General features: G+C 41.1%; 19 protein-coding genes and 1 riboswitch. Of the genes, 5 read left to right on the top strand and 14 right to left on the bottom strand.

Annotated features, from left to right (window positions below; all coding sequences use genetic code 11):
* Positions 1 to 108: 108 nt before the first annotated feature.
* The gene (locus MHB83_RS07375) at positions 109 to 792 is read right to left on the bottom strand and encodes a response regulator (RefSeq protein WP_342496775.1); all 684 of its coding nucleotides are present in this window, start codon (positions 790 to 792) and stop codon (positions 109 to 111) included.
* Entirely contained in the window at positions 789 to 2,393 is a 1,605-nt protein-coding gene (locus tag MHB83_RS07370; RefSeq protein ID WP_342496837.1) for a sensor histidine kinase, read from the bottom strand. The genes MHB83_RS07375 and MHB83_RS07370 overlap by 4 nt, the downstream gene beginning before the upstream one ends.
* A gap of 83 nt (positions 2,394 to 2,476) precedes the next feature.
* On the opposite strand from MHB83_RS07370, the gene MHB83_RS07365 reads away from it, so the two are divergent.
* Positions 2,477 to 3,574 carry a DctP family TRAP transporter solute-binding subunit gene (locus MHB83_RS07365; protein WP_137055552.1) on the top strand — a complete coding sequence of 366 codons (1,098 nt, stop codon included), beginning with the start codon at positions 2,477 to 2,479 and terminating at the stop codon, positions 3,572 to 3,574.
* 25 nt (positions 3,575 to 3,599) lie between these two features.
* On the opposite strand, the gene MHB83_RS07360 is transcribed toward MHB83_RS07365, so the two are convergent.
* A complete protein-coding gene (locus MHB83_RS07360; RefSeq protein ID WP_126741652.1) occupies positions 3,600 to 4,430 on the bottom strand; it encodes an EcsC family protein in 831 nt (276 codons plus the stop codon).
* Positions 4,431 to 4,587: 157 nt separating this feature from the next.
* On the opposite strand from MHB83_RS07360, the gene MHB83_RS07355 reads away from it, so the two are divergent.
* The 4 genes from MHB83_RS07355 to MHB83_RS07340 all read left to right on the top strand — a co-directional run bounded on the left by MHB83_RS07355 (position 4,588) and on the right by MHB83_RS07340 (position 7,348).
* Entirely contained in the window at positions 4,588 to 4,848 is a 261-nt protein-coding gene (locus tag MHB83_RS07355; protein WP_003214275.1) for a GlsB/YeaQ/YmgE family stress response membrane protein, read from the top strand.
* 220 nt (positions 4,849 to 5,068) lie between these two features.
* Positions 5,069 to 6,346 carry an Nramp family divalent metal transporter gene (locus MHB83_RS07350; RefSeq protein ID WP_003214137.1) on the top strand — a complete coding sequence of 426 codons (1,278 nt, stop codon included), beginning with the start codon at positions 5,069 to 5,071 and terminating at the stop codon, positions 6,344 to 6,346.
* A gap of 70 nt (positions 6,347 to 6,416) precedes the next feature.
* Entirely contained in the window at positions 6,417 to 6,986 is a 570-nt protein-coding gene (locus tag MHB83_RS07345; RefSeq protein ID WP_310026086.1) for a GNAT family protein, read from the top strand.
* Between the two features lie 98 nt (positions 6,987 to 7,084).
* A complete protein-coding gene (locus MHB83_RS07340) occupies positions 7,085 to 7,348 on the top strand; it encodes a hypothetical protein (protein WP_003214365.1) in 264 nt (87 codons plus the stop codon).
* A gap of 39 nt (positions 7,349 to 7,387) precedes the next feature.
* On the opposite strand, the gene MHB83_RS07335 is transcribed toward MHB83_RS07340, so the two are convergent.
* From MHB83_RS07335 to MHB83_RS07285, 11 genes are all read right to left on the bottom strand, one after another.
* Complete coding sequence (locus MHB83_RS07335) at positions 7,388 to 7,612, bottom strand: hypothetical protein (RefSeq protein WP_003214145.1); 225 nt, start codon at positions 7,610 to 7,612, stop codon at positions 7,388 to 7,390.
* A 197-nt stretch (positions 7,613 to 7,809) separates the two neighbouring features.
* Entirely contained in the window at positions 7,810 to 7,938 is a 129-nt protein-coding gene (locus tag MHB83_RS07330) for a hypothetical protein (RefSeq protein ID WP_262983117.1), read from the bottom strand.
* A gap of 139 nt (positions 7,939 to 8,077) precedes the next feature.
* On the bottom strand, positions 8,078 to 8,389 hold the full coding sequence (locus MHB83_RS07325) for a hypothetical protein (RefSeq protein ID WP_106030165.1): 312 nt from the start codon (positions 8,387 to 8,389) through the stop codon (positions 8,078 to 8,080).
* Between the two features lie 14 nt (positions 8,390 to 8,403).
* On the bottom strand, positions 8,404 to 10,035 hold the full coding sequence (locus MHB83_RS07320) for a T7SS effector LXG polymorphic toxin (RefSeq protein WP_342496774.1): 1,632 nt from the start codon (positions 10,033 to 10,035) through the stop codon (positions 8,404 to 8,406).
* A gap of 233 nt (positions 10,036 to 10,268) precedes the next feature.
* On the bottom strand, positions 10,269 to 11,990 hold the full coding sequence (locus MHB83_RS07315; RefSeq protein WP_342496773.1) for a pyruvate oxidase: 1,722 nt from the start codon (positions 11,988 to 11,990) through the stop codon (positions 10,269 to 10,271).
* A gap of 70 nt (positions 11,991 to 12,060) precedes the next feature.
* Positions 12,061 to 13,887, bottom strand: coding sequence for an APC family permease (locus MHB83_RS07310; protein WP_212046400.1), 1,827 nt, complete (start codon positions 13,885 to 13,887; stop codon positions 12,061 to 12,063).
* A gap of 112 nt (positions 13,888 to 13,999) precedes the next feature.
* Positions 14,000 to 14,147, bottom strand: a riboswitch (cyclic di-AMP (ydaO/yuaA leader).
* 69 nt (positions 14,148 to 14,216) lie between these two features.
* Positions 14,217 to 16,304, bottom strand: a complete 2,088-nt coding sequence (locus tag MHB83_RS07305) for a cellulose biosynthesis cyclic di-GMP-binding regulatory protein BcsB (protein ID WP_342496772.1) — start codon at positions 16,302 to 16,304, stop codon at positions 14,217 to 14,219.
* A gap of 4 nt (positions 16,305 to 16,308) precedes the next feature.
* A complete protein-coding gene (locus MHB83_RS07300) occupies positions 16,309 to 17,577 on the bottom strand; it encodes a glycosyltransferase (RefSeq protein WP_113386728.1) in 1,269 nt (422 codons plus the stop codon).
* Positions 17,570 to 19,285 (bottom strand): DUF2334 domain-containing protein, encoded by a 1,716-nt coding sequence (locus MHB83_RS07295; RefSeq protein WP_340988844.1) that lies wholly within the window; start codon positions 19,283 to 19,285, stop codon positions 17,570 to 17,572. Before MHB83_RS07295 ends, MHB83_RS07300 begins: the two co-directional genes overlap by 8 nt.
* Positions 19,275 to 20,126: a GGDEF domain-containing protein gene (locus MHB83_RS07290; RefSeq protein WP_034620220.1), complete on the bottom strand. Its 852-nt coding sequence runs from the start codon at positions 20,124 to 20,126 to the stop codon at positions 19,275 to 19,277. Before MHB83_RS07290 ends, MHB83_RS07295 begins: the two co-directional genes overlap by 11 nt.
* Positions 20,107 to 21,189, bottom strand: coding sequence for a glycosyl hydrolase family 8 (locus MHB83_RS07285; protein ID WP_106036112.1), 1,083 nt, complete (start codon positions 21,187 to 21,189; stop codon positions 20,107 to 20,109). The genes MHB83_RS07290 and MHB83_RS07285 overlap by 20 nt, the downstream gene beginning before the upstream one ends.
* Positions 21,190 to 21,366: the final 177 nt, after the last annotated feature.

Raw genomic sequence — 21,366 nt, 5'->3', positions numbered from 1 at the left:
CACCCTTTGATGTAAACGCTTAACTGTTATCTGTAGCTAAATGATAGCGATTTCATCAAAGGCTGTGAAGCTTATGAACATATCGTACATTTTGGTCTTTTTGGTCTCTTAGTCAGAATGTACGATATATTTATTGACAGGCCGGCCTACCCCGCCATATTGCATATCTAATTTCAGCTCGCCTTCTTTCACTAAGAAGTCTAAATACCGGCGTGCCGTGACACGTGCAATGCCGAGTGCATTGGCAACTTCCTCTGCAGACTGCGGACCTTCCTGCATGCCCATATAGGCTTTAATTTCATTCATCGTATGCACATTCAGCCCCTTAGGGAGCCAAGTATCCTCCTGCTTAACAGCAGGCTTTCGTATGATATCATCCAGCATCTCTTGAGAAAATTCTGTTGCTGTACGAATTTTAGATTTAAACGCTTTATAGCTTTCAAGTGATTCTTTCATACGTTCGAACTTAAATGGCTTGATGATATAATCTCGTGCACCATTTTGAAGCATGGTGCCAATCGTCTCTTTGTCCTTTGCCGCAGAAATAACGATCACGTCCACCTGTATCTTTTGCTTTCTAATGTCTTGAAGCGTCTTTACGCCATCTTTTTTTGGCATATATACATCGAGGACAACAAGGTCTGGACGAATTTCTTTGATGAGCTGGATGCCCTGCTCCCCATTACCTGCGATTGCCGCCACTTGAAAGCCAGGAACACTCTTAATGAACTCCTTATTCACTTCTTGCACCATCGGATCATCTTCAATTAATAGCACCTTAATCTGAGTCATCTGTCTCTCTCCTCTATGATCATTGGGAATTCGATTGAGAAGGTGGTACCAATGCCGATGCTTGATGTGACTTCTACATTTCCCATCCCTTTGTCGATAATCGTTTTTACAATATACAGGCCATAGCCTGTTCCGCCTTCTTTGCCGTGTGTGAAGCCTTTATCGAAAATAGAAGGAATCATTTCCTCTTCAATCCCGGAGCCATTGTCTTCAATTAAAATCGCGAGGACATCCTCGGTTTGATCAATACTAATCGAAATGCGTTTTGTGTCTCTTTCAACAGTATCATAAGAGGCAAAAGCATTCTCGATCAGGTTGCCAAGCAGCTTTGTCATATCATGCTGATCCAGCCGCTCAGGGAAATCACACAGACAGCTATGTTCGTCTATTTCGACCTTTATGCCTAGCTCCTTGCCCCTTCTGATTTTACTCATCAATAATCCCGCAACGGCATCATGCTGTATGACGCGGTGAAGAAAGTCCAGCACATGTTCCTGTTCTTCCGTCGTTTGAAAGGCTAAATCGAGCGCCTGATCGGGTTTACCAAGCTGAATTAGCCCGGCAATCGTATGAAGCTTATTCATATGCTCATGATTTTGTACCCGCAGACCGTCAACAAAGTTCTTAACTCCGGTTAGCTCCTCTGCCAATTTTGCCGCTTCTGTCCGGTCCTGAAAAATGGCGACCGCTCCGATAATTTTCTTTTTCATGACAATCGGAATCCGGCTGCTCATAATCCGCTTTCCGCTCATATGAATTTCTTCATTATAGACAGGCTCAGCACGATCAATGATCTCTGGAAGTCTTGTGTCAGACAGCACATCCCAAATATTCCGGCCTACGACATCCCCTGTCACGCCAAAGATTTGCTTCGCCTTTTCATTAAAAATGGTGATCATGTGCTGATTATCAATGGCGATGACCCCTTCATTAATAGAGTGAAAGGTTGCGGTGCGCTCCTCTAGCATTCTGACAATCTCATGCGGCTCCAGCTTAAACATTTGCTGTTTAATATGACGAGCGAGTAAAAATGAACCTACAAGCCCAAAGCTGAGCGTCAGCAAAAGGATCATGAGGATATCCCGCTTCATTTCTCCTAATATATCGATCATACTTGGCAGCGTTCTCCCTACAAGGACGACCCCTGTTTGATTAAATTGGTCATCCTTCACTGGATAAAAGGCTCTGATGGCTGTCCCAAGCTCTCCCTCTGCTTCTGAGAAATAAATATGCTCGGCAAAAGCAGGCTCTTCATCTGTCCCCTCCGAACGCTGGCCAATCCTTGCGTTCACTGGATGCGTTAATCTCACATGCTCCATATCCATGACGACAATGTAGTCAGCGTCTTGAATAATCCGAATCTCTTCGATGGCATGCTGTAATCGGTCACGTTTCTTTGTTTGATCAGCTAACGCCTGCTTTACCTCATTCATCTCCGCAACTGTTCTCGCTGTGTTCATGAGCCTTTTTCGAAGCTCTCGTTCCTCTGTTTGCTGGATTCCCCCAACAAGGACAATTCCTCCGATTAAAAGGGCGAAAATGACAACGAAATATGTGAGGATGGTGAGCTTCCATCTAATAGATAATTGTTGTAATTTCAATCGATTTCTCATCATTTTTTTCACCTGTATCTTTACGAATTCTTCCTCGGTCAAGTATGCTTGACATAAGGGGGATCGGACGCATGAAGAATTTACTCGCCTATACACTATTGCTCTTGATCGGTTTTGTAACCGCTTTATACTTTGGTTTTTATCATATGATGCCAAAGGCAGCGACGACCTTTGACGATGAACAAACAGGGCTGAAGGATCAGCTTGTGTTCAAATTTAGCCATGTCGTGGCAGATAATACACCAAAAGGACTTGCCGCAAAGAAATTTGCTGAGCTTGTGCACGAAAAATCCGATGGGAAGATCACCATTCAAATTTTCTCCAACGGAAGTCTTTATTCTGATATAGAAGAAATTAATGCACTCAAAGAGAATCAAGTTCAATTTATCGCACCATCTACCTCGAAGCTCGGCATGCTATCCTCTGAGTGGCTGGCACTTGACCTTCCTTTTGCTTTTTCTAATTATGATGCGGTTCAAGAAGGCTTGCACGGTGCAATTGGACAAAGATTGTTTGGCACCCTGCAAAAAGACGGGCTAAAGGGAATGGCGTATTGGACAAATGGCTTTAAGCAAATCACCTCTAATAAGGGTCCAATCAAACAGCCTAGTGATTTAAAAAACCAATCTCTCCGCATTATGCAAAGCGACATGATTGAAAAACAATTCAAACTTCTTGGCGCAAAGCCCTATCAGGAATCGTTTAATTCGACGTTTCAGCTATTAGAAACAAAAAAAGTAGATGGTGAAGAAAATACCATTTCAAATATTTATTCAAAAAAATTCTATCATATACAAGACTATATGACGATCAGTAATCACGGGTATTTAGGCTATGTGGTCTTAACAGATCAATCCTTCTTTGATCGCCAGACACCTGAAACGAAACGAATTTTACTTGAAGCGATGGAAGAAACAACAGCTTGGAATGAAAAACATGCAGAACAGATGAACAAAGATCAGCTGGAGGACATTAAACGGGAATCGCAGATTGCCATTCATGAATTGACGCCAGCAGAAAGACAAAAATGGATGAAAGCCCTCGATCCTTTGTATGAGGAAGCCGAAAAAACCATTGGTTCTACCCTAATCAAACAGATACGTGAGCTGCGTGCGCGTTATGAACATTCTCCGATCCATGCTTTTCAAGAAGAGGATAAGACCAAATAAAAAATCCCTTTGAGAAAGGGATTTTTTATGCACCAGATTCACTCTGTTCTTGCTGCGTGAGCTCTTCTAATCTTGAGACAATTCTTCGCTTTCGGTATTGCATCATGCCTGTTTCGGCAATACTTTTTAGTTGTGAGCGGTTGGAAACTGCGCCAAATAAAATCCCTGCTACGGGAACAAGCTGAAACAGTTTCTTCCAGCCAAATGAATCTCGGTAATTATAGACTACCTCACGCCATCCTTGGATTTGTGAGAACATGTTTTCGTGTTTCCCTTCGGAAGCATGATAGCTCCTGAGTTCTTTTAATATCGATTTCTTCCCAACCACATCAGCAGAGGTCAACTGTAAGCATTTTATGATGAAGACCCGCTCTTCCTTGTTTTTAGGATCATAGCCATAGGTGACGGCAATATCCTGTAGTGTTTTAAGGGAGAGACCAAGTACCGCAGGAATATCTGCAGCCAGTGTAAACATACCACCGACACCCGTTGTCGCCCCTTGTACCGTGGCGAGATTCGTCCTATTTTTCCCCATATGTTCACTAATCGCATCCATGATTTCAATTGGAGCTTTTTCTATATCTTCTATACGCTGAATCGATTCGTCGGCACATTTCTTTTGAAATTGATGGATGATGCCTTTTTCTGATGTCAAATAGGCACCGCCTGATTGAATGTAATGCCCCATTTCATCTAGCAGCACACCGATTTTTTTCTGGATAAAGGCAGGCGTCAGCTTGTCCAGCATTTGAAATGGCAGGCGGCTGAGTTTCTCCCAAAACCATACCTTTTGCTGATCTTTCTCCCACTGTTCAATCTGCTTTAATTGTGCTTTTAGCCACTCTCTTTCCTCCATGCCTTTTTCCTCCTTAGATGCTGCTGAAGTATTTGTTTGTTATTATACACAATCCTTTTCCATCATACGTATAGAACATTGAATCGGTTTCGAAAGGTTTGAAACTTTTTCAAAACGGTTATTGCTTAATACACAAACAAAAAGAGGAGTGATCAACATGTTAGGATTTCTGATTTCATTAGTTGTGGCGATTGTCATCGGCCTTATTGGCAGTGCACTCGCTGGAGGTAGTGTACCAGGAGGATGGATCGGTTCAATGATTGCAGGACTTGCAGGTGCTTGGATTGGTCATGGATTACTTGGAACGTGGGGTCCTAGTTTGGCAGGCTTTGCGATCATTCCAGCAATCTTAGGTGCAGCGATCTTTGTCATCATCTTAAGCCTGATCTTCCGTAGTGTGGGATCAAGGGTATCTTAAAAAAACAAATAACAGAGGAAGCAGTAGGGACACCGTCTATAAAGGCGGTGTTTTTGTGTTAGATTGACAAGGTATCTATTTTTTTCACTTACATATGATAAACAAACCTATTAGTTCAGATAGTTGACTTTTCATGAAGATGGGCATATGATGATTAAAAATTGCATCAAGGAAACATTTTGTGCCCAAGCAAAACTTTGTAGAATCTAGGTGATGACATATGACAAACAAATACATCGAGGCACAGGCACACATGTCAGAGGCAGCTGAGCGTGCACTTGAAGGAAAAGTCAAGGGATTTAGAAGACTCCTTCCTTTTCTCGGTCCTGCTTTTATCGCAGCCATTGCTTATATTGATCCAGGAAATTTCGCCACCAACATTGCGGCTGGCTCCAAATATGGATATCTCCTTTTATGGGTCATTCTCATATCAAATCTCATGGCTTTGCTCATCCAGTCTTTATCCGCAAAGCTTGGAATTGCGACAGGCAAAAACTTACCTGAAATCGCACGTGAAGAGTTTCCAAAGCCCGTTTCGATCGGTTTATGGATTCAGGGAGAGCTCGTCATTATTGCCACGGATTTAGCTGAGTTTATCGGTGCGGCACTTGGTTTATACTTGCTCTTTCGAATCCCGCTGCTTGAAGCATCCATTATCGCGGCTATCGGTTCATTTGCGATATTGGAGCTGCAAAGACGAGGATATCGAGCATTAGAAGCAGGTATCACAGGCATGTTGTTCGTTGTCGTGATCGCTTTCGCTGTACAAACCTTTGTCGCCAAACCAGATATCGCAAGTGTCGCTGGTGGACTGTTCATTCCAAAATTTGATGGCGCAGACAGCGTGCTGCTTGCAGCTGGAATTTTAGGTGCCACTGTGATGCCTCACGCAATCTACTTACATTCAGCTTTAACCCAAAGAAGAGTCGTCGGCAGAACGGAAAAGGAGAAAAAGCAGATTTTTCGCTTTGAGTTTTTAGATATCCTCATTGCGATGATCGTCGCCGGGGCCATCAATGCCAGCATGTTGATTGTGGCAGCCGCTTTATTTTATAAAAATGGTCTCTTTGTTGAAGATTTGGATGTTGCGTTTCAGCATTTTGGTACACTCGCAGGGCCTGTATCAGCCATCTTATTTGGTGTAGGTCTGCTTGTAGCAGGACTATCCAGCTCTTCTGTCGGTACATTGTCAGGCGACATCATTATGCAGGGCTTTATTCAATACCGGATCCCGCTGTATGTTCGCCGGCTGATTACCATCATTCCTCCTATTGCGATTATTGCATCTGGAGTGAATCCGACCTCTGCGCTTGTGATGAGTCAGGTCGTCTTATCGTTTGGGATTGCTTTTGCTTTAATTCCGCTCATTTTATTTACAAGTAAAAAACGAATTATGGGTGAATTAACGAATGCCCGCTGGGTGACAGGAATATCTTGGGTGATAGCAGCTCTTGTTGTAGCACTTAATCTCTTCTTAATTGTAGATACGTTTATGTAAAAGAGCGTGTTGAGCTGTCTTTTTCTTTCCATTTGGTTATGGTAGAATTCCCCTGAGAGGATGTGGGTACATGTTTGTTTATCAGGATCAAGAGATATCCATGCGGCTGCTTGAGCCAAGAGACGCAAGAAGTCTGTATTTGCTCATCCAGCGGTCGAGAGAGCATTTACGTGAATGGATGCTTTGGGTGGATTCAACGCAAACAGAGGAAGACAGTATGGCGTTTATCCAAGGTGCGATGCAGCAAGCGATGCAGAACAACGGTTTTCAAGCGGGCATTTGGTCACATGGAGAACTTGTCGGCATCATTGGCACCCATCAAATTCATTGGATCAATAGAACCGTTTCAGTCGGCTATTGGCTCGGAGAAGGCCATCAAGGAAAAGGCATCATGACAAAAGCATGCCAAGCAGTCATTCGCTATTTATTTGAAGAGTGCGGGCTGCATCGTATTGAGATTAGGGCTGCTGTCGATAACCAGAAAAGCAGACGCATCCCAGAGCGATTATCCTTTTCGCTTGAGGGAATTTTAAGACAATGTGAATGGCTGGGCAATCGCTTTACCGATCATTGTGTGTACGCCCTTTTACAGCCTGAATATATGAAACAAAAAACGCATTCGATGAATCAGCCCACTTAATTGTGTCGATTGCATGAATTATTTTACAAAGTGAAGCTTTGTAGTATCCGTTGTGATCGGCATCTGATAAAATAGAAGGAAAAATCGAGGTATGATGTATGTCTCTTATTATTTTATTTTACTTATGGATTGTCCCTTTGTTATTTGGTATTTTCTTCTCCTTCCTAACAAAGAAAGCCACCTACAAACGCCGCTTTGTCCCATCCTATAGCATGATAGGACTCAGCATCGTTTTTCTCATTCTGGCACTCGTCTTTTCAGCCAGCCATTTTCTATTTATTTGCGGTATGTTCCTATTTGCCACCACCCTTGTTGGCACAGGCATTCCCTTATTCTTAGCCTTTGGAAAAACACCATCCTAAACAAAAACCACCTTTTCACGATGGAAAGGTGGTTTCTTTTTATTGAAGAGGCATTCGGTATGTCATTGTGGCATTTGGATGTTCTTCAATCGTCTTCATCATGTCTTGAAGGATCTCGGCTGCGCGATCATTTGAGTCATACTTGCCGAGCATCTTTGCCCAGGAAGTACTCCCCAAGATCATCCCTTCAATTTTTTTGCCGCTTACTGAGACTTCTTGGACATGAATCAGCGTTTGTTGGTTTTGTGTGAGGATCCATAGCATGGTTGTTTCTCCTTTTTTGTGGTGGTTGGATTAGTTTAACATATGATTTCCAATTATGTGTGGGGTGATTTGGTTTGCAACTGCAATTGCAGTTTAAAAAACCTTGATTTTATTAGAAAAATCAAGGTGAGTGTTTCATTCTGGCTTATTATATTTCTCAATGTATTGCTGAATGCCTGAAAATATCAAATCCTTTATTAATTCCGGGTATTGATTGTAATACTTTCTAATTTACCATCTAATATAAACGTAATTCCTTCTACGAGTTCACCCGGATTTTCATTTTCAAATTTCTCGGACATGATGCTTATTAGATGATCACTCATTTTTTTCTCCTCCATTGCTTTCAAAAAAAAAGAAACAAATCCACTTTATTCTTTTATCATATCAATCTTTACATGCATTTAAAGAAAACGATGGACCATTAATCCATCGTTCTATTTAAGCTCTCTAGTTATTTAAAAATTAATCTTCAATATAGCTTTCTGCTAGATCAATATCTTGTGTCATCTCTAATTCAGGATATTTTTCATCCAATTTACGCAAACATTTAATTAATTCCTTACTTTGTAAAACTTCTGATATGTCTTCAAACACTTCACTTATCCAATATAAATCTTCTTTACTGCAACGATCTAAATATTCTAACGTTCTCTCTTCGTTTTCCCCAAGAATTTCTATTATTTCATCCCAACTTTTCTGTATACCATAATCATCATTTAAATCTAATTTTTTTCTTTTATCTAATACTGTCCTTAATGCATTCTCAATATCCATATTGTTCCTCCATATTAAGGTTGTTTTGTAGCATCAGGAAAAATAGTTCCTACTTCTCCATTGGTTTTAATAACTCCAACCCTTACACCTTTATACTCACCAAAAATAGTCACTCCATTTTCCACTTTTGAAAAATCAGGTGATTTAACAATTTTGGCACCCGCTGCCGCAATATCAGATTCTGTCCAGTTTTCTGGGAACCAAGATTGGTTGGAGCCTGTTCGTTTTGCTTTCACCTTATGATCAGGTACATTCCCTATCCTAACACCGTTCTCATATACTTTATTTATATTATATTCTATATTATTTTCTTGTAAGAATTTTATATTGCTTTGTCCATGTCCCCCACCCTTCATTTTTGAAATATCACCTGTTTTAGGGTTTGTTGTGAAATCTCCTTTATTAGAATGATTAATGCTATTTTCAGGTATTTTATTTAAACCACTTGTTCTCTTAATCCCCATCTTCCCATTGAACCCCTTCGCCCCAAACGGCAAAAGCATTCCCAGAGCCGCATTCATACTCGCTTCCTGCTGTTCTTTTGAGATCTTATTCCCAAACATATCACGCCCTGTAATCGCTTCGCTGAAGCCGTTGGTGGCGGTGAGACCATATAAGCCTTTTTGAGAAGTTTTCAACGCATCAAAAGACTTTTGCGATGTCTTGTAAATGTCGACTGCTCTGACTGCGGCTGATGTGGCTTGAGTTGTTTTATAGACGGCTTTTCCACCTTTGAAAATACGACCTGCCCATCCGACGATTGGGATATAACCTGCTGCTGCCATGCCGCCTGCGGCGACGCGCTGTCCTGCGGTGAGCTCTTCACCTGTGATCGGGTCAACACCTGTTGCGGCACGTTTTGCATCGTTCACACCTGTCAATTCATTGACGATATTTCCGCCATAATCAAGTGCTTTTTCATACCAAGGACGGTTGGCGAGTGCTTCCTGTTCCTTTGCGATCTCGCGGGCTTTCTGTTGTTCTTTTTTAATGTTGAGATATTCGGAAGTTTGCTTCTCAATATCGCTTTTTGCCTTGTAGATTTCGCTATTTTGATACGCTTTCTTGTCAAAATTCATCGGAGAAATCGCTTTTCCATCATTTGTGGCATTCATCATTTCCGTATACAATGCCATTGTAGCTTGCTGCTCCGTTTCTGACAAAGCATATTCATCTTTTAAATTTTGATCAAGCTCTCTTAGGTCTTTCACTGTCTTTTTTCGCTCGTCTTCCGCATCTGCAATTTTTTCATCAAAGGTTTGACTATCAAATACTTCTAAAGAAATAAGGTCGTCGATGTCTTGAAAAATCGTTTTAAGCGCCTTTTTTTGATCCTTCACAATGCTTTTGGCATTTTTGATGCCCATATGTACAGCGTTGTCTAAAAAGTGTTCTTCTACGAAGGTTTCGCCGCCAAAACTCGTATCATCAAGTGTCCCAGAAACACCTTCATGAAAGGCTTTTTGCTTATCAATGAAGCTGATAAACATATCTACATTTCCAGCCAGTTCTTTATAAAAGCTTTTAATGTTATCGGCACCTTTTCCAGTGAAATCATCACCGAGGTTAGCCACGCCTTGAAGTGCCTTTTTTAAATCTACCATTTGTTCACGGAGTTCCTGGTAGTGTTTTGCCCTTGCATCCATGGCACTTGTTAGTGCTTTTGCATCAAGTATCTTGCCCAGAAGAAGTCACTCCCTCCATTATTGATCATAAAGTCTATTTTACCTTTCTCAGCGAATTGGAAAAATAGGCTTTAAGTTACAAAAATAATTTCCAAATATTTTAATAGAGATGAAGGCAAGTGACAATTGAAATGTTTTTCCTAATCATCACAAAAAAAGTCAGCCCTCTTTTCAGAAGACCGACTACTTTGTGTTTAGAAAAAGCGTTTGAGGCTTTTCTTGAGTGGAGGGATATCCAGCTCACCTTTTTCAAAGAATTTTTTCAATAAATATTTACTGAAGCCTGCTGCTTGGGTGTAAGTGATTTTCCCAGGTAACGGAGGTTCATTGGCGACAGCGACATCAATAATGACTGGTTTATCGGATTGAAGAGCTGTATCAAAGGCTGGAGATAATTCTTCATGTGATGACACGGAGATTCCTTTGCCGCCACACGCTTCTGCAAACTTAGCAAAATCAATATTCTCCAGCTCTATACCATAATTTATGTTTCCTTTTACCTGTTGTTCATATTCAATCATCCCTAAATTGTTGTTGTTTAAGATTACGACAACGATCGGCAGCTTATATTTTACAGCTGTCACAAAGTCTTGCATGACCATTGTGAATCCTCCATCACCACAAACGGCAATGGCTTGTCTATTCGGTTCATTCAATTTAGCTGAAATCGCACCAGGTAAACCGCAGCCCATTGTGGCAAGCCAGCTGGAGATAATGAAATCCTGCTGTTTCATTTCAAAATGACGTGCCATCCATACCGTCACATTACCAACATCAACTGAAAGAATGGCATTGTCCTCGACTGCTTCTTCTAGTCTAGCAATGACTTGCTGTGGTTTAATTGGTGAAGTAGCAACAGATTTTTCTTTATCCATTTCTTCTCGCCACTTCATCATATGCTCTGTACAAGCTTCAAGAAAGCCACGCTGTTCTTTATATTCAATGTAGGAAGTTAGTTCATGCAAACCACTCTTGCTGTCGCTCACAATTCCCACATCTACCGGATACCTTTTGCCGATTTGATCTGGTTTAATATCTAGTTGAATGGCTGACGTGTCCTCTGGTAAGTAGTCTCTATATGGAAAGGAGGTGCCAAGCATAATTAAGAGATCACATTCTTCCATCGCTTCATATGCCGGCTTCGTTCCAATTTGACCTAAGTTACCTAAAAAGTATGGATGCCTGTCTGGCACAACCCCTTTTGCAGGAAGCGTGATGACGATAGGAGCAGCTGCCTTTTCTGCAAATGAAAGAAGCTCTTCTTTTGCATGTCTTAATCCTTTACCTGCTAAGATGACTGGCTTCTTCGCATTGTTAATCAGCTGAGCTGCCTTTAGCAATTGATCTTTCTTCGCCCGTACTTCTCCCTCAACATAAAGAGGAGATGTATAGACGGGTTTACGCTTTATTTTTTGAGAAAATAAGTCATCCGATACGGTGAGAACTGCCACACCTTTATGGGTATAAGCTGCTTTGATGGCTTGATTCAATAAGTCAGGCAGCGCCTCTGCTGTCTGTACCTGCTGATTAAAGACAGCGACATCGTCAAACATTCGCTCCAATTTGATTTCTTGGAATGCGTCTCTGCCTACTTCGGCCGAAGCAACCTGCCCTGCAATTGCTAAAACTGGTGCACCATCTGCTTTTGCATCATACAGCCCATTTAATAAGTGGACAGCACCCGGCCCAGCGATTGATAAGCAGACACCAAGTTTACCTGTTAGTTTGGCATCAGCCGCCGCTGATAGTGCTGCCACTTCTTCATGTCTCGTTTGGATAAATTTTATTTGGCTTGATTCATGCCTAAGTTCTTCAATCAATTCGTTTATACTATCGCCGGGCATTCCATAAATATGTTTCACGCCCCACTCTTCCAGTAGCACTGTTACTTCTTTTCCTGCGGTTCTTTGCGGCATGTGAGAAAACTCCTTTTTTCTTACTCCATACCACCGCATCCTTTTGATCAAACGTTTCAACCTGCTTCTGCTACTTTTTAAAATGATAGGGCAGGGTTGCCACCACAATATCCCGCTTCCATAATAGGCGGAATCTTAATAAAAAGGCAGATTGATTATGCAAAATGGTGTGCCATCTTTTTTTCGGTATAAATTGTGGCACGAGGACCATCACTTTATATTGATGGGCATTTGCTTTTGTCTCAACTGTCTCAAGAAATTTATCTAGTGGGTGAATGAGGCTTCGATAGGACGAATGCAGCATCACAAGCCGTACACCGCTATTGAGTTTTTCCCAATCTTCTTCAATTTTCTTATCCTTTTCTTTATCAAAGGATACATGAACCGCTATGACTTGCTCTGATAAAGATTTTGCATACTGAACAGATTGTTCAACAACACGTGTGACTCCTGCTATCGGTACGATGACCACATTTCCTTTAATCTCAACTGGCTCTGTTTCATTCAATAAACGCAGTTGTTCTCCAACAGACAAATAATGCTTTTTAATGGAATGAAAGATAAATAAAACAATAGGCAGGAAAACAAATATTGGCCATACGAGATGGAACTTGGTCAAAATGAGAATCATAAAAACTGTAAAAGAAATCAGTGCTCCGACAATATTGATTGGCATTTTCGTTTTCCAGCCCTGCGGTTTTTCACGAATCCACTTCACACACATGCCGGTCTGCGACAGGGTAAATGGAATAAACACACCGACAGCATATAGCGGGATGAGATGTTCTGTCTTCCCATCAAACAACCAGATGAGCAGCATAGAGGCTACGCCTAGAAAGATAATGCCATTAGAGTAACCAAGCCGGTCTCCTCTTACAGTAAACATACGCGGCATATATTTATCCTTTGCTAAATTGACAGCCAATAACGGAAAGGCTGAAAAGCCGGTATTTGCCGCTAATATTAGAATTAGCGCTGTGACTGCCTGAATCACGTAATAGAAAAACGTACGTCCAAAAGTGTCTGACGCAATTTGTGATACAACCGTTTCTTCTGGCTTTGGCGAGATGCCGAAACCAAATGCAAGCAATGTGACTCCCACAAATAAAACAGCTAGCAATCCACCCATCATCAACAATGTTCTCGCTGCGTTTTGTGCAGCTGGTTTTTTAAAGGATGGAATCGTATTTGAAATGGCTTCTACTCCAGTCAGAGCAGAACAGCCAGATGAAAAAGCTTTTAATAACAAAAATAATGTAATGCCTTGTACGTGTGTGCCTACCGCTGTATGTTCAGGTGCTGGCGGTACGCCGCCTGTTAATAATTTAAAACCGCCTACTCCAATTAATATAAGGAGTGAAAATACAAACAAGTATACAGGATAAGCCAGAATAGATGCCGATTCTGTTAATCCACGGAGGTTGAGCACCATAATCACGATGACCAATACAATTGAGATCAAGACATGATATGGATATAGTGTTGGAAAAGCCGATGTGACGGCATCGGTCCCCGCTGAAATGCTCACTGCTACAGTCAAAATATAGTCTACAAGCAATGATCCGCCAGCGATCAATCCCGGTTTTTCACCTAGGTTTCTGCTAGAGACGATATATGCCCCGCCGCCTTCTGGATAAGCATAAATGATCTGGCGGTAAGACAGAATTAACGCCATTAAAAGAATTAATACACAACCTGCAATCGGGAGTGAATACCAAAATGCTGCTGCACTAACGACAGAAAGAACAATTAAGATTTGTTCTGTACCATATGCAACTGATGATAATGCGTCTGATGACAATAATGCCAACGCTTTGATTTTTGATAGTTTTTGTTCTCCTGCTGCCTGTGATTTTAATGGTTTACCAATTAAAATACGCTTCATCAAACTGTACATGTGATGCCCGCTCCTTTAGTGTCAAACGATTTAAGTTGCAAAAGATGGATCGCCAAAAAGACACAGAGGCAATAGAATGCCCCTGTGTCTATTGTTTAGATCACAGGTTGGTCTTTGCTCTCTTTAACGCTTACGAGGTTAGCTGACGGATTCGGGCGCATGAGACTTTGCCCTACCTTAAAAGGATTCACCCCACATGGTGTTTTATACCACCAAAATTGGTTCCCCCGCTCATCGAAATGATTCAGCGATTGGTCTTTTATAAAAGAGATCATACTCCCGTTTGACACCAAAGTAAAGAGATTTTTTCGAGGTCTTTTGACCGTTTATTAATCAGTCTTTTTGCGGTTTTTTCGTACGAAATAAACAATCATCACAACGACAAAAATGATCAGTACAGCGATACATGCAAAGTAAATCCAAGAATCACCGACGCCTTGCTTTTCACCTTTTTTAAGATCATTTTTTGCATTGCTGACTGTTTGGTGATTAGAGAACACATCTTTGTTTTTGCTTTCTATTGCAACTGTTGCGGTCTCAGTATTTGTTTGAAGGAATCGAATCACTTCATTTGATATATCAGCGTCAGCTGCCGTCATTCCTGAAAAAACGGTCATGGTTTGTTCTTTATTCCATACGGATGGCTGCGTCCATACAATACGAGCTGTTGTTTCGTTGATCATGCCAAATGAGGATACATCATATTGACCCTTTTTCGCTGGAACGATGAGATCATCTGCTTTTTCTTTTAAAAGAGAGAATGTTTGGATGCCTCCGATGAAAATGAGAGAGTTCTTTTTCAATTGTTCATTTGTCACATTCGATGCTTCAATTAAATGATATTGAGCAGCTTCCGGCTGACTAAATGATTCGGTCAGCATAGCCATTTGATTGATTGAGGCTTGATTGATTTGATCTGGCATAATGATCAATGTGTTTCCTTGCTCCGTTTCTGAAGTGTAAGGAAGCGGCCATGCGGCTAAGTCCGGTGTATCACTAGTTGTTCCTTCTGGTATTTGAAGAGAGCTGTTCTTATCAATGTAAATCCAGCCTTCTTCATCTGTATGTCTACAGGATTCCATGTTTTTAAAACCTGTTGTGACAAACTGTAAGTCCACATATTCGTTCTTTTGAAGCACTTGTGAATCTACTGGAATCGACACATGGTAGAACCCATTCTCATCTTTGTTTCCTAGTTTTGTTAACGGTACGTCGTGCGGTTCGTTATTGATCATCACTGTTAGACGCTCTGCTTTGTTCGCTGGATCTGATTTTTTAAATGATAGATTTAGTTTTGCACCTGATTTTTGTTGAGCCATTAATGCTTTCGGATAATAGTAATGATCAGATGCTGCCTTTTTGGTTCCAACTTTGACATCATCTGCGCCAAAATCTATTAAGGAAATATGATGAGATGGCTTAGAAGCACTAGCTGTCACCTTTTGCAGCAGCAAGTCGGTTCCAGTGAGCTGACCTGTCAGTTCTGGCTGAGTCAAGACATTGATTTTTTCAGCAATTGTCTTTGGCTGCTTAGCAGTGACAAATAAAATGGGCTGTTCTTTTTTCTTTGCTGTCAGGGTTCTCACCGCTAACGTAAGTTGATCGCCTTCTGTTTTAATTCCAGCCGCTTGCTCGAGCGATTTCATTCGTCCATTCCAGCTTCCTTTTGCTCCAACAGCAATAGTTGGGTGCGTAATTTGCTCGACGTCCTTTTCTTGAACGAGTTTGAGGTCTGCTAGGCGGTCTTTGTTTTTCAACGTACGATATACTTTCATAGCCGCTTCTAATTCAGCCGCTTCTGGTTTATTTGGAATCACAATATCTGTTTGTTCTTCCTGATCACCTGATGGAATAAATGGTGAAGGGAAGCTGTCTAACGTCACGTCTTTCGTTTGAACTCCTTTGAACGCCAGCTCACTTTCAGGATATACTTTCAGCCAATTGGCAGGCGTCTCTTGGTTGATACACACACCTTCTTTTAACACACCATAAAATGCGAGCTGAATTTGATGAGATCCTTTTTTCAGTTGCGTTTTGTTCAATTTGATTTGAATCGATTTTTTTGGGTTTTTCCCCGATACAGGGATCGTTTTTTCAATCTCTCCATCGATCATCACTGTGAAAGATGATGGCGATATTAGTAATGGTGAAGCCTCTATATTTAATGTAAGAGTGCTAGACTCTACTTTTTCTTTCTCCATTTGATAGGAAAATTCAGTGCGGTCTTCTTGACCATACAAGGTCACCACATCTTCTGATAGATGCTGCGTTTCTGTTTGATTTCCTTTTGATGAGTGAACCCAATCGTCTTTCACTTGTATTCGATTGGATTGCGCCATTGCTTGACTTGCCATGAAAAAAGGCTGAATGGCAAGGGATAGCGCTAATATTAAAAACATCCATTTGACCGATTTCAATTTGTCACCCGCTTTTCTTTTGTTGTTGATCGTAACGCTCTGTTTTGTACCATTTCACTTCTTGTTTCAATAATCGGCTCTTCACCTCTACACATAAGGAGTACACGACAAGCGCAATCCATACTTGAGAATAGGTGAAGTACATGAGGACCACAATGAGAATATTTTGTTTGGTGAGCTCTGTTTTCTCAATACTTAATGTAATCATCACTTCTGTTAGAAAGAGGAAGAAGGCTAATCCCCAAAGGATTAGTGCGACAGCCCCTACAGATAAATGAAGATCAACAAATAGGTTTACAATAAAGATGCCATTTGAGAGCAGAACGCCGAAGAAAAATAAGAAATACGTAAAGAAGAAATAAAACAAATCGAAAACCATTCGTTTTCGTTTCAGCTTCATAAACTGCCTTAAAAATTTAAGGACAACATATTGATTCCCTCTAGCCCAGCGCGTTCTTTGCCGCCACCAGACCTTCCATGTCTCAGGCTCTTGTTCCCATGTGATCGCAGCTGGAAAAAATCGAATCACATATCCCAGGTTATACACACGGATCGTTAATTCGGTGTCCTCGGCCAAAGCTTGGACATCCCAGCCGCCGAGCTCTTCTAAAATGTGCCGGCGGATGGCGAAGTTGGTACCTGGTATTGTTGCAATACCAAACCATTTCCATCTCCCGCCCTGCGCCATCCATTGGAAACAGATGGTCTCAATATTAATAAATTTGGTCAGCAAATTTTTGGTTGCATTGATCACCCTGAATTTCCCGACAACAGCGCCTGCTTTTGGGTCATTTAATAATCCAAGAACCAAATGATAGACAGCCTTTGGTTCAGGCATGTTATCTGCATCGTATACGCAAATCACTTCTCCTGTTGAAGCCTTCAAGCCTTCATTCAGTGCAGTGGATTTTCCCTTCCCTGCAAATGGCGGCTTCGTTTCAATCATATGGACATGATCATATTGCTCACTGAATGATTGCACAATCTCTCCTGTGCGATCAGAAGAATTGTCATTAATCACAATGATTTCAAGGAGGTGTTTAGGATAAGATAGCTGAACCATCGCTTTTAATGTCTGCCGAATGACGACCTCTTCATTATGAGCAGGAATCAGGATACTGACGGTCGGCAGCTCTTTCCCTTGTTTTGTCCATTTAGGCAGCACTTTTTCATAGGTGAGGTAATGCTGAAAGCCGCCCTGCATGAGAAACATGTGGTATAGAAGCATGATCCAAATGAGCATTAATGAAAGATAAAATAAGACATCAGCCACCTAATTTTCTCTCCTTAAAAATTCGTTTTTTCATTGTCAGTCTTAAATACAATGTGTATAAAGCAAATGCCGCAATAAACAGCATGACCACGACCGTGAGAATTCTCAGCATATTTTCCATGCCACTTCGTTTGACTGTTTTTGTTTCGGCGATGTTGGATTCCTCTACTTGAATATGTCCATTCCCAGATGTTTGGATTTTTACATGTGCAGTTTGGACCGTCTGTTTTGTTTTCTTTACATCCAGCCATTCGCTAGAAGGGATTGCCTCCATCTGTGTGATCAAATCCTGTAACCCTGCTATCCCTAACTCCACGTCATAGGACAGCCCGATTGCGGCTGATTGCAGATGCTGCACGGATTGAATCGTCTGTTCAGTTAAAACATTTGAACCTTCTTTGTCAGACACTTGCTCAACTTGCTGCTGAGGATATAAGGTCATGCCGTGTAACATGGCAGGAGACGTCACGAGCGGCGATGCACCGGCTGTTTTCCAAGTGCGGTCTGACAGCTGCACCTGTCCAAATAGACTGGACACATGCTTTGAAATTACTTCATAACCTTTTTGTGATATCGCATCATGCGGCACCTCGAACGCAAGAGGATATAAGCCTTGCCTAGCAAGAAGCTCAATGCCCTTTGTCAGTTTCTTTTCTGTATAGGCGACTTCTTGCTGCTGATTCAATTTGGTATACGTATGAAAGTCTTTTTCATTTGGGAATTGGCTTTTACTTTGTTTCTTCTCTGCATTTTTTGGATCATTTGTCGTGATGGGCTGATCATATTTTGCATCCCAGAACTCAAATCCCTGACCAGATTCCTCCGTTCGATACGTACGGCTAAAGCCATGAAGAATGATACTCGCTCCATTTTCTTGCAATTGTTTTAACACATTCACGAGCTTCGGGCGGTCGCTCAGTGTGACTTCATCACCTGTTGCTCGATCTATCCAAACAGGGGTCACTGCAATTTGATAAGGAATATGCTGTGCGGATACGTATTGTCCAAGTTCTAGTAGCTTCTTCTCGTCACTTGCTGGACTGATGTTCCCGAGCATTAAGTATTTTGTCTTCATTTGCACAGAAGATGGCATGTATTTTTCTAGCACTTCTGCAAGAAGCTTGTTGTGTTGCACGACATCTAAGATACCGATATATGCCGTACCTTCTTTTGTCTGGGTCACAAATGGCAGATCAGATTGACGTTTCTTCACTAGAAATTCATTTTCCAAGTCTGTCCCTCGAACCGTTAACACATTGATCCTTCTCTCTAGCTGACGGTATGTCTGATCATGTGTATGTTTCAATTGACTGATATGATCTTGTTTGTGAAAAGTAAGCTTGGAGAATGGGCGAAGCTGTTCCGCATTGTATCCAATGGCGATGAATTGCTGTGATTCGTTCATCGCACGAATGGTTTGTTTTGACAGGGTTCTCTTTATTTCTCCAAGATAAATGACTTGCTGAAATTCATTCATCCTCTTTTCAGCCAAATGTTCATCAGATACAATCGTCATCTGTTTTGAAAAATGACCGGCGAGTAGCTCCAGCATATGAACGGCTGGAGTCACTTCCCCCGATGGTGTGGAATAAACGATCAGTGTATTTGGCTGCGTGACGAGCGCATCGGCTGAAGCCATGTGTTTAAACGAAAGAATCGAAAAAAGCGTGATCATCAAACAACATTTCATCAAAGAATTAAAGTTCATTCATCATCATCTCTTTTTCTAGTTCTTCTAAAAACTGCTCTGGCGTACGATAATCCGAGCTGCTTGTTAAATGACAGACATGAAATGTCAAGGTCACTTCACGACCGTTTAATAGGACATGCGTTTGCAGTTTATCCTTTAGCTTATCAAGGACAACTGACACATTTTCTTCTGGTGTATGGGTTAGCAGCAAGCCCATTCGTTCTTCAGATAACCGAAATTTTTTATCGGTTTCTCTTACGCTTTCGCGTATCTTGAGACTTAATTGCTGAAATAGATGCTGCATTTCTTTTTCTCCATATAACGATTTGAATTCCGCTGCGTAATTCATATGAAGAAGGATAAAGACAAATGGCTGTTTGTACCGTTCTGCCCGTTTCATTTCCTCGGATAATTCGAGCTTCATCCGCTCAGCATTGTCAAATCCTGTTGTCGAGTCAATCGCCACAAATTGTTTGATGGCCTGCTTTTGTTGTTCAATGGTGTGACGCAGCGTATTGATCCTTTCATGCAAGCTTCCCGCTGAAATAGCGAAAAAAAGAAGTGCTACGCCCCAAATTACTACATCTTGCAATGTTTGATTTGAAAAAAGGGAATTTTCATGACCAAGCTCTGTAAAGAACATGACGCTTCCTATAAAGAACAAAAACAGTAAGGTGAAAATTAATGCTGGTAGGATACCAAATAAAATACCACAGCCTAACACGACAAATGTCAGTGCGATGATCATAAAGCTCTCCGCATCTTGTACGTTAAGGTAGCCCATAAACAAAATAAGGCCTGCAAACGTGAGGAGCAGAGAATAGTACAAGCGATACGTGTTACTGAACAACCGATTCATTTAGAAGCTCCCTTTCTGCAATTAAAGGCAATAAGTTATCAAATGAGTGTGTCTCTTTTTCGTTCATGTATCCTCCGTAATAAGGCTTGAGAGGATCTTGAGTTTGTAATTCTTTCATGCGGTGATAGACAGTCTTTGCGAATTTCAGCTCGTTTTGTTTAAGGGCATACAAAATGACGAGTGCATATACCGAAGGCGATTCATATGTGACAGATGGCTTCAATGTGCTCAGTTTGTATCTTCCGTACAGTTTGCCTTCTTGTTTAAACGACGTTTTAAGCCATTTCATGATCTCGGACGTATTCACCTTTGCATGATATGCATGTAAAGCTGTATAAAGTTGATCGATCATATTGATTTCTTGATCGAATGAATAGGTTTTTTTCTTTATGTCATAGGATTTAGGAAAGAATCCTTTTTTTCTCGATGCTTGTTTTAGAATGGCTAATTGGTTACTGGTCATTTGTTTCGTGAATATTTGGAGGGATTCCAATTCTTTGATTGCTTTTGGGTCTATATATGAGAGTGTGATTGTATGTGAAGTTCGATTGGTTGATGCATCATAATAATCGGACAATATGCCTTTGAACATGTTTTTTTCTTTTAACGCTTGAGCGATTTCTTTTGCTGTCGTTTGATACGCTGACTTCTTCCACAAATGATTTGCCTTTTGAAGTGCCGTCACTACACGTAAATCATCGACTAAAGCATTGGCCTTATTTTTTTGATCGGATTCAATTTGCCAGCTGAGAAGATGATGGTCTAGTAAAAATTGATCTTGCAGAACATCAAATTGTTGGTCAAATGAATTTTGATCTTTTTTTCGAACAAGATAATCCATCCAAAGTCCAAGTGATTCAGATAAGTAGATGTGCTGCTCTGCAAAAGAGGTGCGAATCAAGCCTTGATCTGTCATTAAGTGGTGAGTGATAAAATATTCTCCAGGCAAAACGGGCTGAGATGATACTGGATCAGCTGATTCTTTCTGCTGTTCCCAGGTACATCCGCCTAGTAGAATGACAATGAGTAAAACAATTGCTGTACGATATATGCGTGTATGCATTCGTGTCCCCTTTCAATTCCGCGTTCTCTAAGCATCTAACGATTTATTATAGAGCGTTTTTGTTTAAATTTAAATGAATATTTTATGCCAAATTACGAGCCTTTTCGCATATTTATTCCCATTTTCAGAAAAACAATATGTCTATGTACTTAATAATACTGAAAAACCCATGCGTTT

Source organism: Bacillus sp. FSL K6-3149 (genome assembly GCF_038630515.1).
Lineage (GTDB): Bacteria > Bacillota > Bacilli > Bacillales > Bacillaceae > Bacillus > Bacillus pumilus.
Note: the sequence above shows the minus strand (reverse complement) of the source record. Positions and strands in the feature narration are given on the sequence as shown.

Coding starts and splice junctions, on each gene's coding strand:
- MHB83_RS07375 (WP_342496775.1), bottom strand. CDS start 792: ATGACTCAGATTAAGGTGCTATTAATTGAAGATGATCCGATGGTGCAA.
- MHB83_RS07365 (WP_137055552.1), top strand. CDS start 2,477: ATGAAGAATTTACTCGCCTATACACTATTGCTCTTGATCGGTTTTGTA.
- MHB83_RS07360 (WP_126741652.1), bottom strand. CDS start 4,430: ATGGAGGAAAGAGAGTGGCTAAAAGCACAATTAAAGCAGATTGAACAG.
- MHB83_RS07355 (WP_003214275.1), top strand. CDS start 4,588: ATGTTAGGATTTCTGATTTCATTAGTTGTGGCGATTGTCATCGGCCTT.
- MHB83_RS07350 (WP_003214137.1), top strand. CDS start 5,069: ATGACAAACAAATACATCGAGGCACAGGCACACATGTCAGAGGCAGCT.
- MHB83_RS07345 (WP_310026086.1), top strand. CDS start 6,417: ATGTTTGTTTATCAGGATCAAGAGATATCCATGCGGCTGCTTGAGCCA.
- MHB83_RS07340 (WP_003214365.1), top strand. CDS start 7,085: ATGTCTCTTATTATTTTATTTTACTTATGGATTGTCCCTTTGTTATTT.
- MHB83_RS07335 (WP_003214145.1), bottom strand. CDS start 7,612: ATGCTATGGATCCTCACACAAAACCAACAAACGCTGATTCATGTCCAA.
- MHB83_RS07330 (WP_262983117.1), bottom strand. CDS start 7,938: ATGAGTGATCATCTAATAAGCATCATGTCCGAGAAATTTGAAAATGAA.
- MHB83_RS07325 (WP_106030165.1), bottom strand. CDS start 8,389: ATGGATATTGAGAATGCATTAAGGACAGTATTAGATAAAAGAAAAAAA.
- MHB83_RS07320 (WP_342496774.1), bottom strand. CDS start 10,035: ATGGATGCAAGGGCAAAACACTACCAGGAACTCCGTGAACAAATGGTA.
- MHB83_RS07315 (WP_342496773.1), bottom strand. CDS start 11,990: ATGCCGCAAAGAACCGCAGGAAAAGAAGTAACAGTGCTACTGGAAGAG.
- MHB83_RS07310 (WP_212046400.1), bottom strand. CDS start 13,887: ATGTACAGTTTGATGAAGCGTATTTTAATTGGTAAACCATTAAAATCA.
- MHB83_RS07295 (WP_340988844.1), bottom strand. CDS start 19,285: ATGAACTTTAATTCTTTGATGAAATGTTGTTTGATGATCACGCTTTTT.
- MHB83_RS07290 (WP_034620220.1), bottom strand. CDS start 20,126: ATGAATCGGTTGTTCAGTAACACGTATCGCTTGTACTATTCTCTGCTC.
- MHB83_RS07285 (WP_106036112.1), bottom strand. CDS start 21,189: ATGCATACACGCATATATCGTACAGCAATTGTTTTACTCATTGTCATT.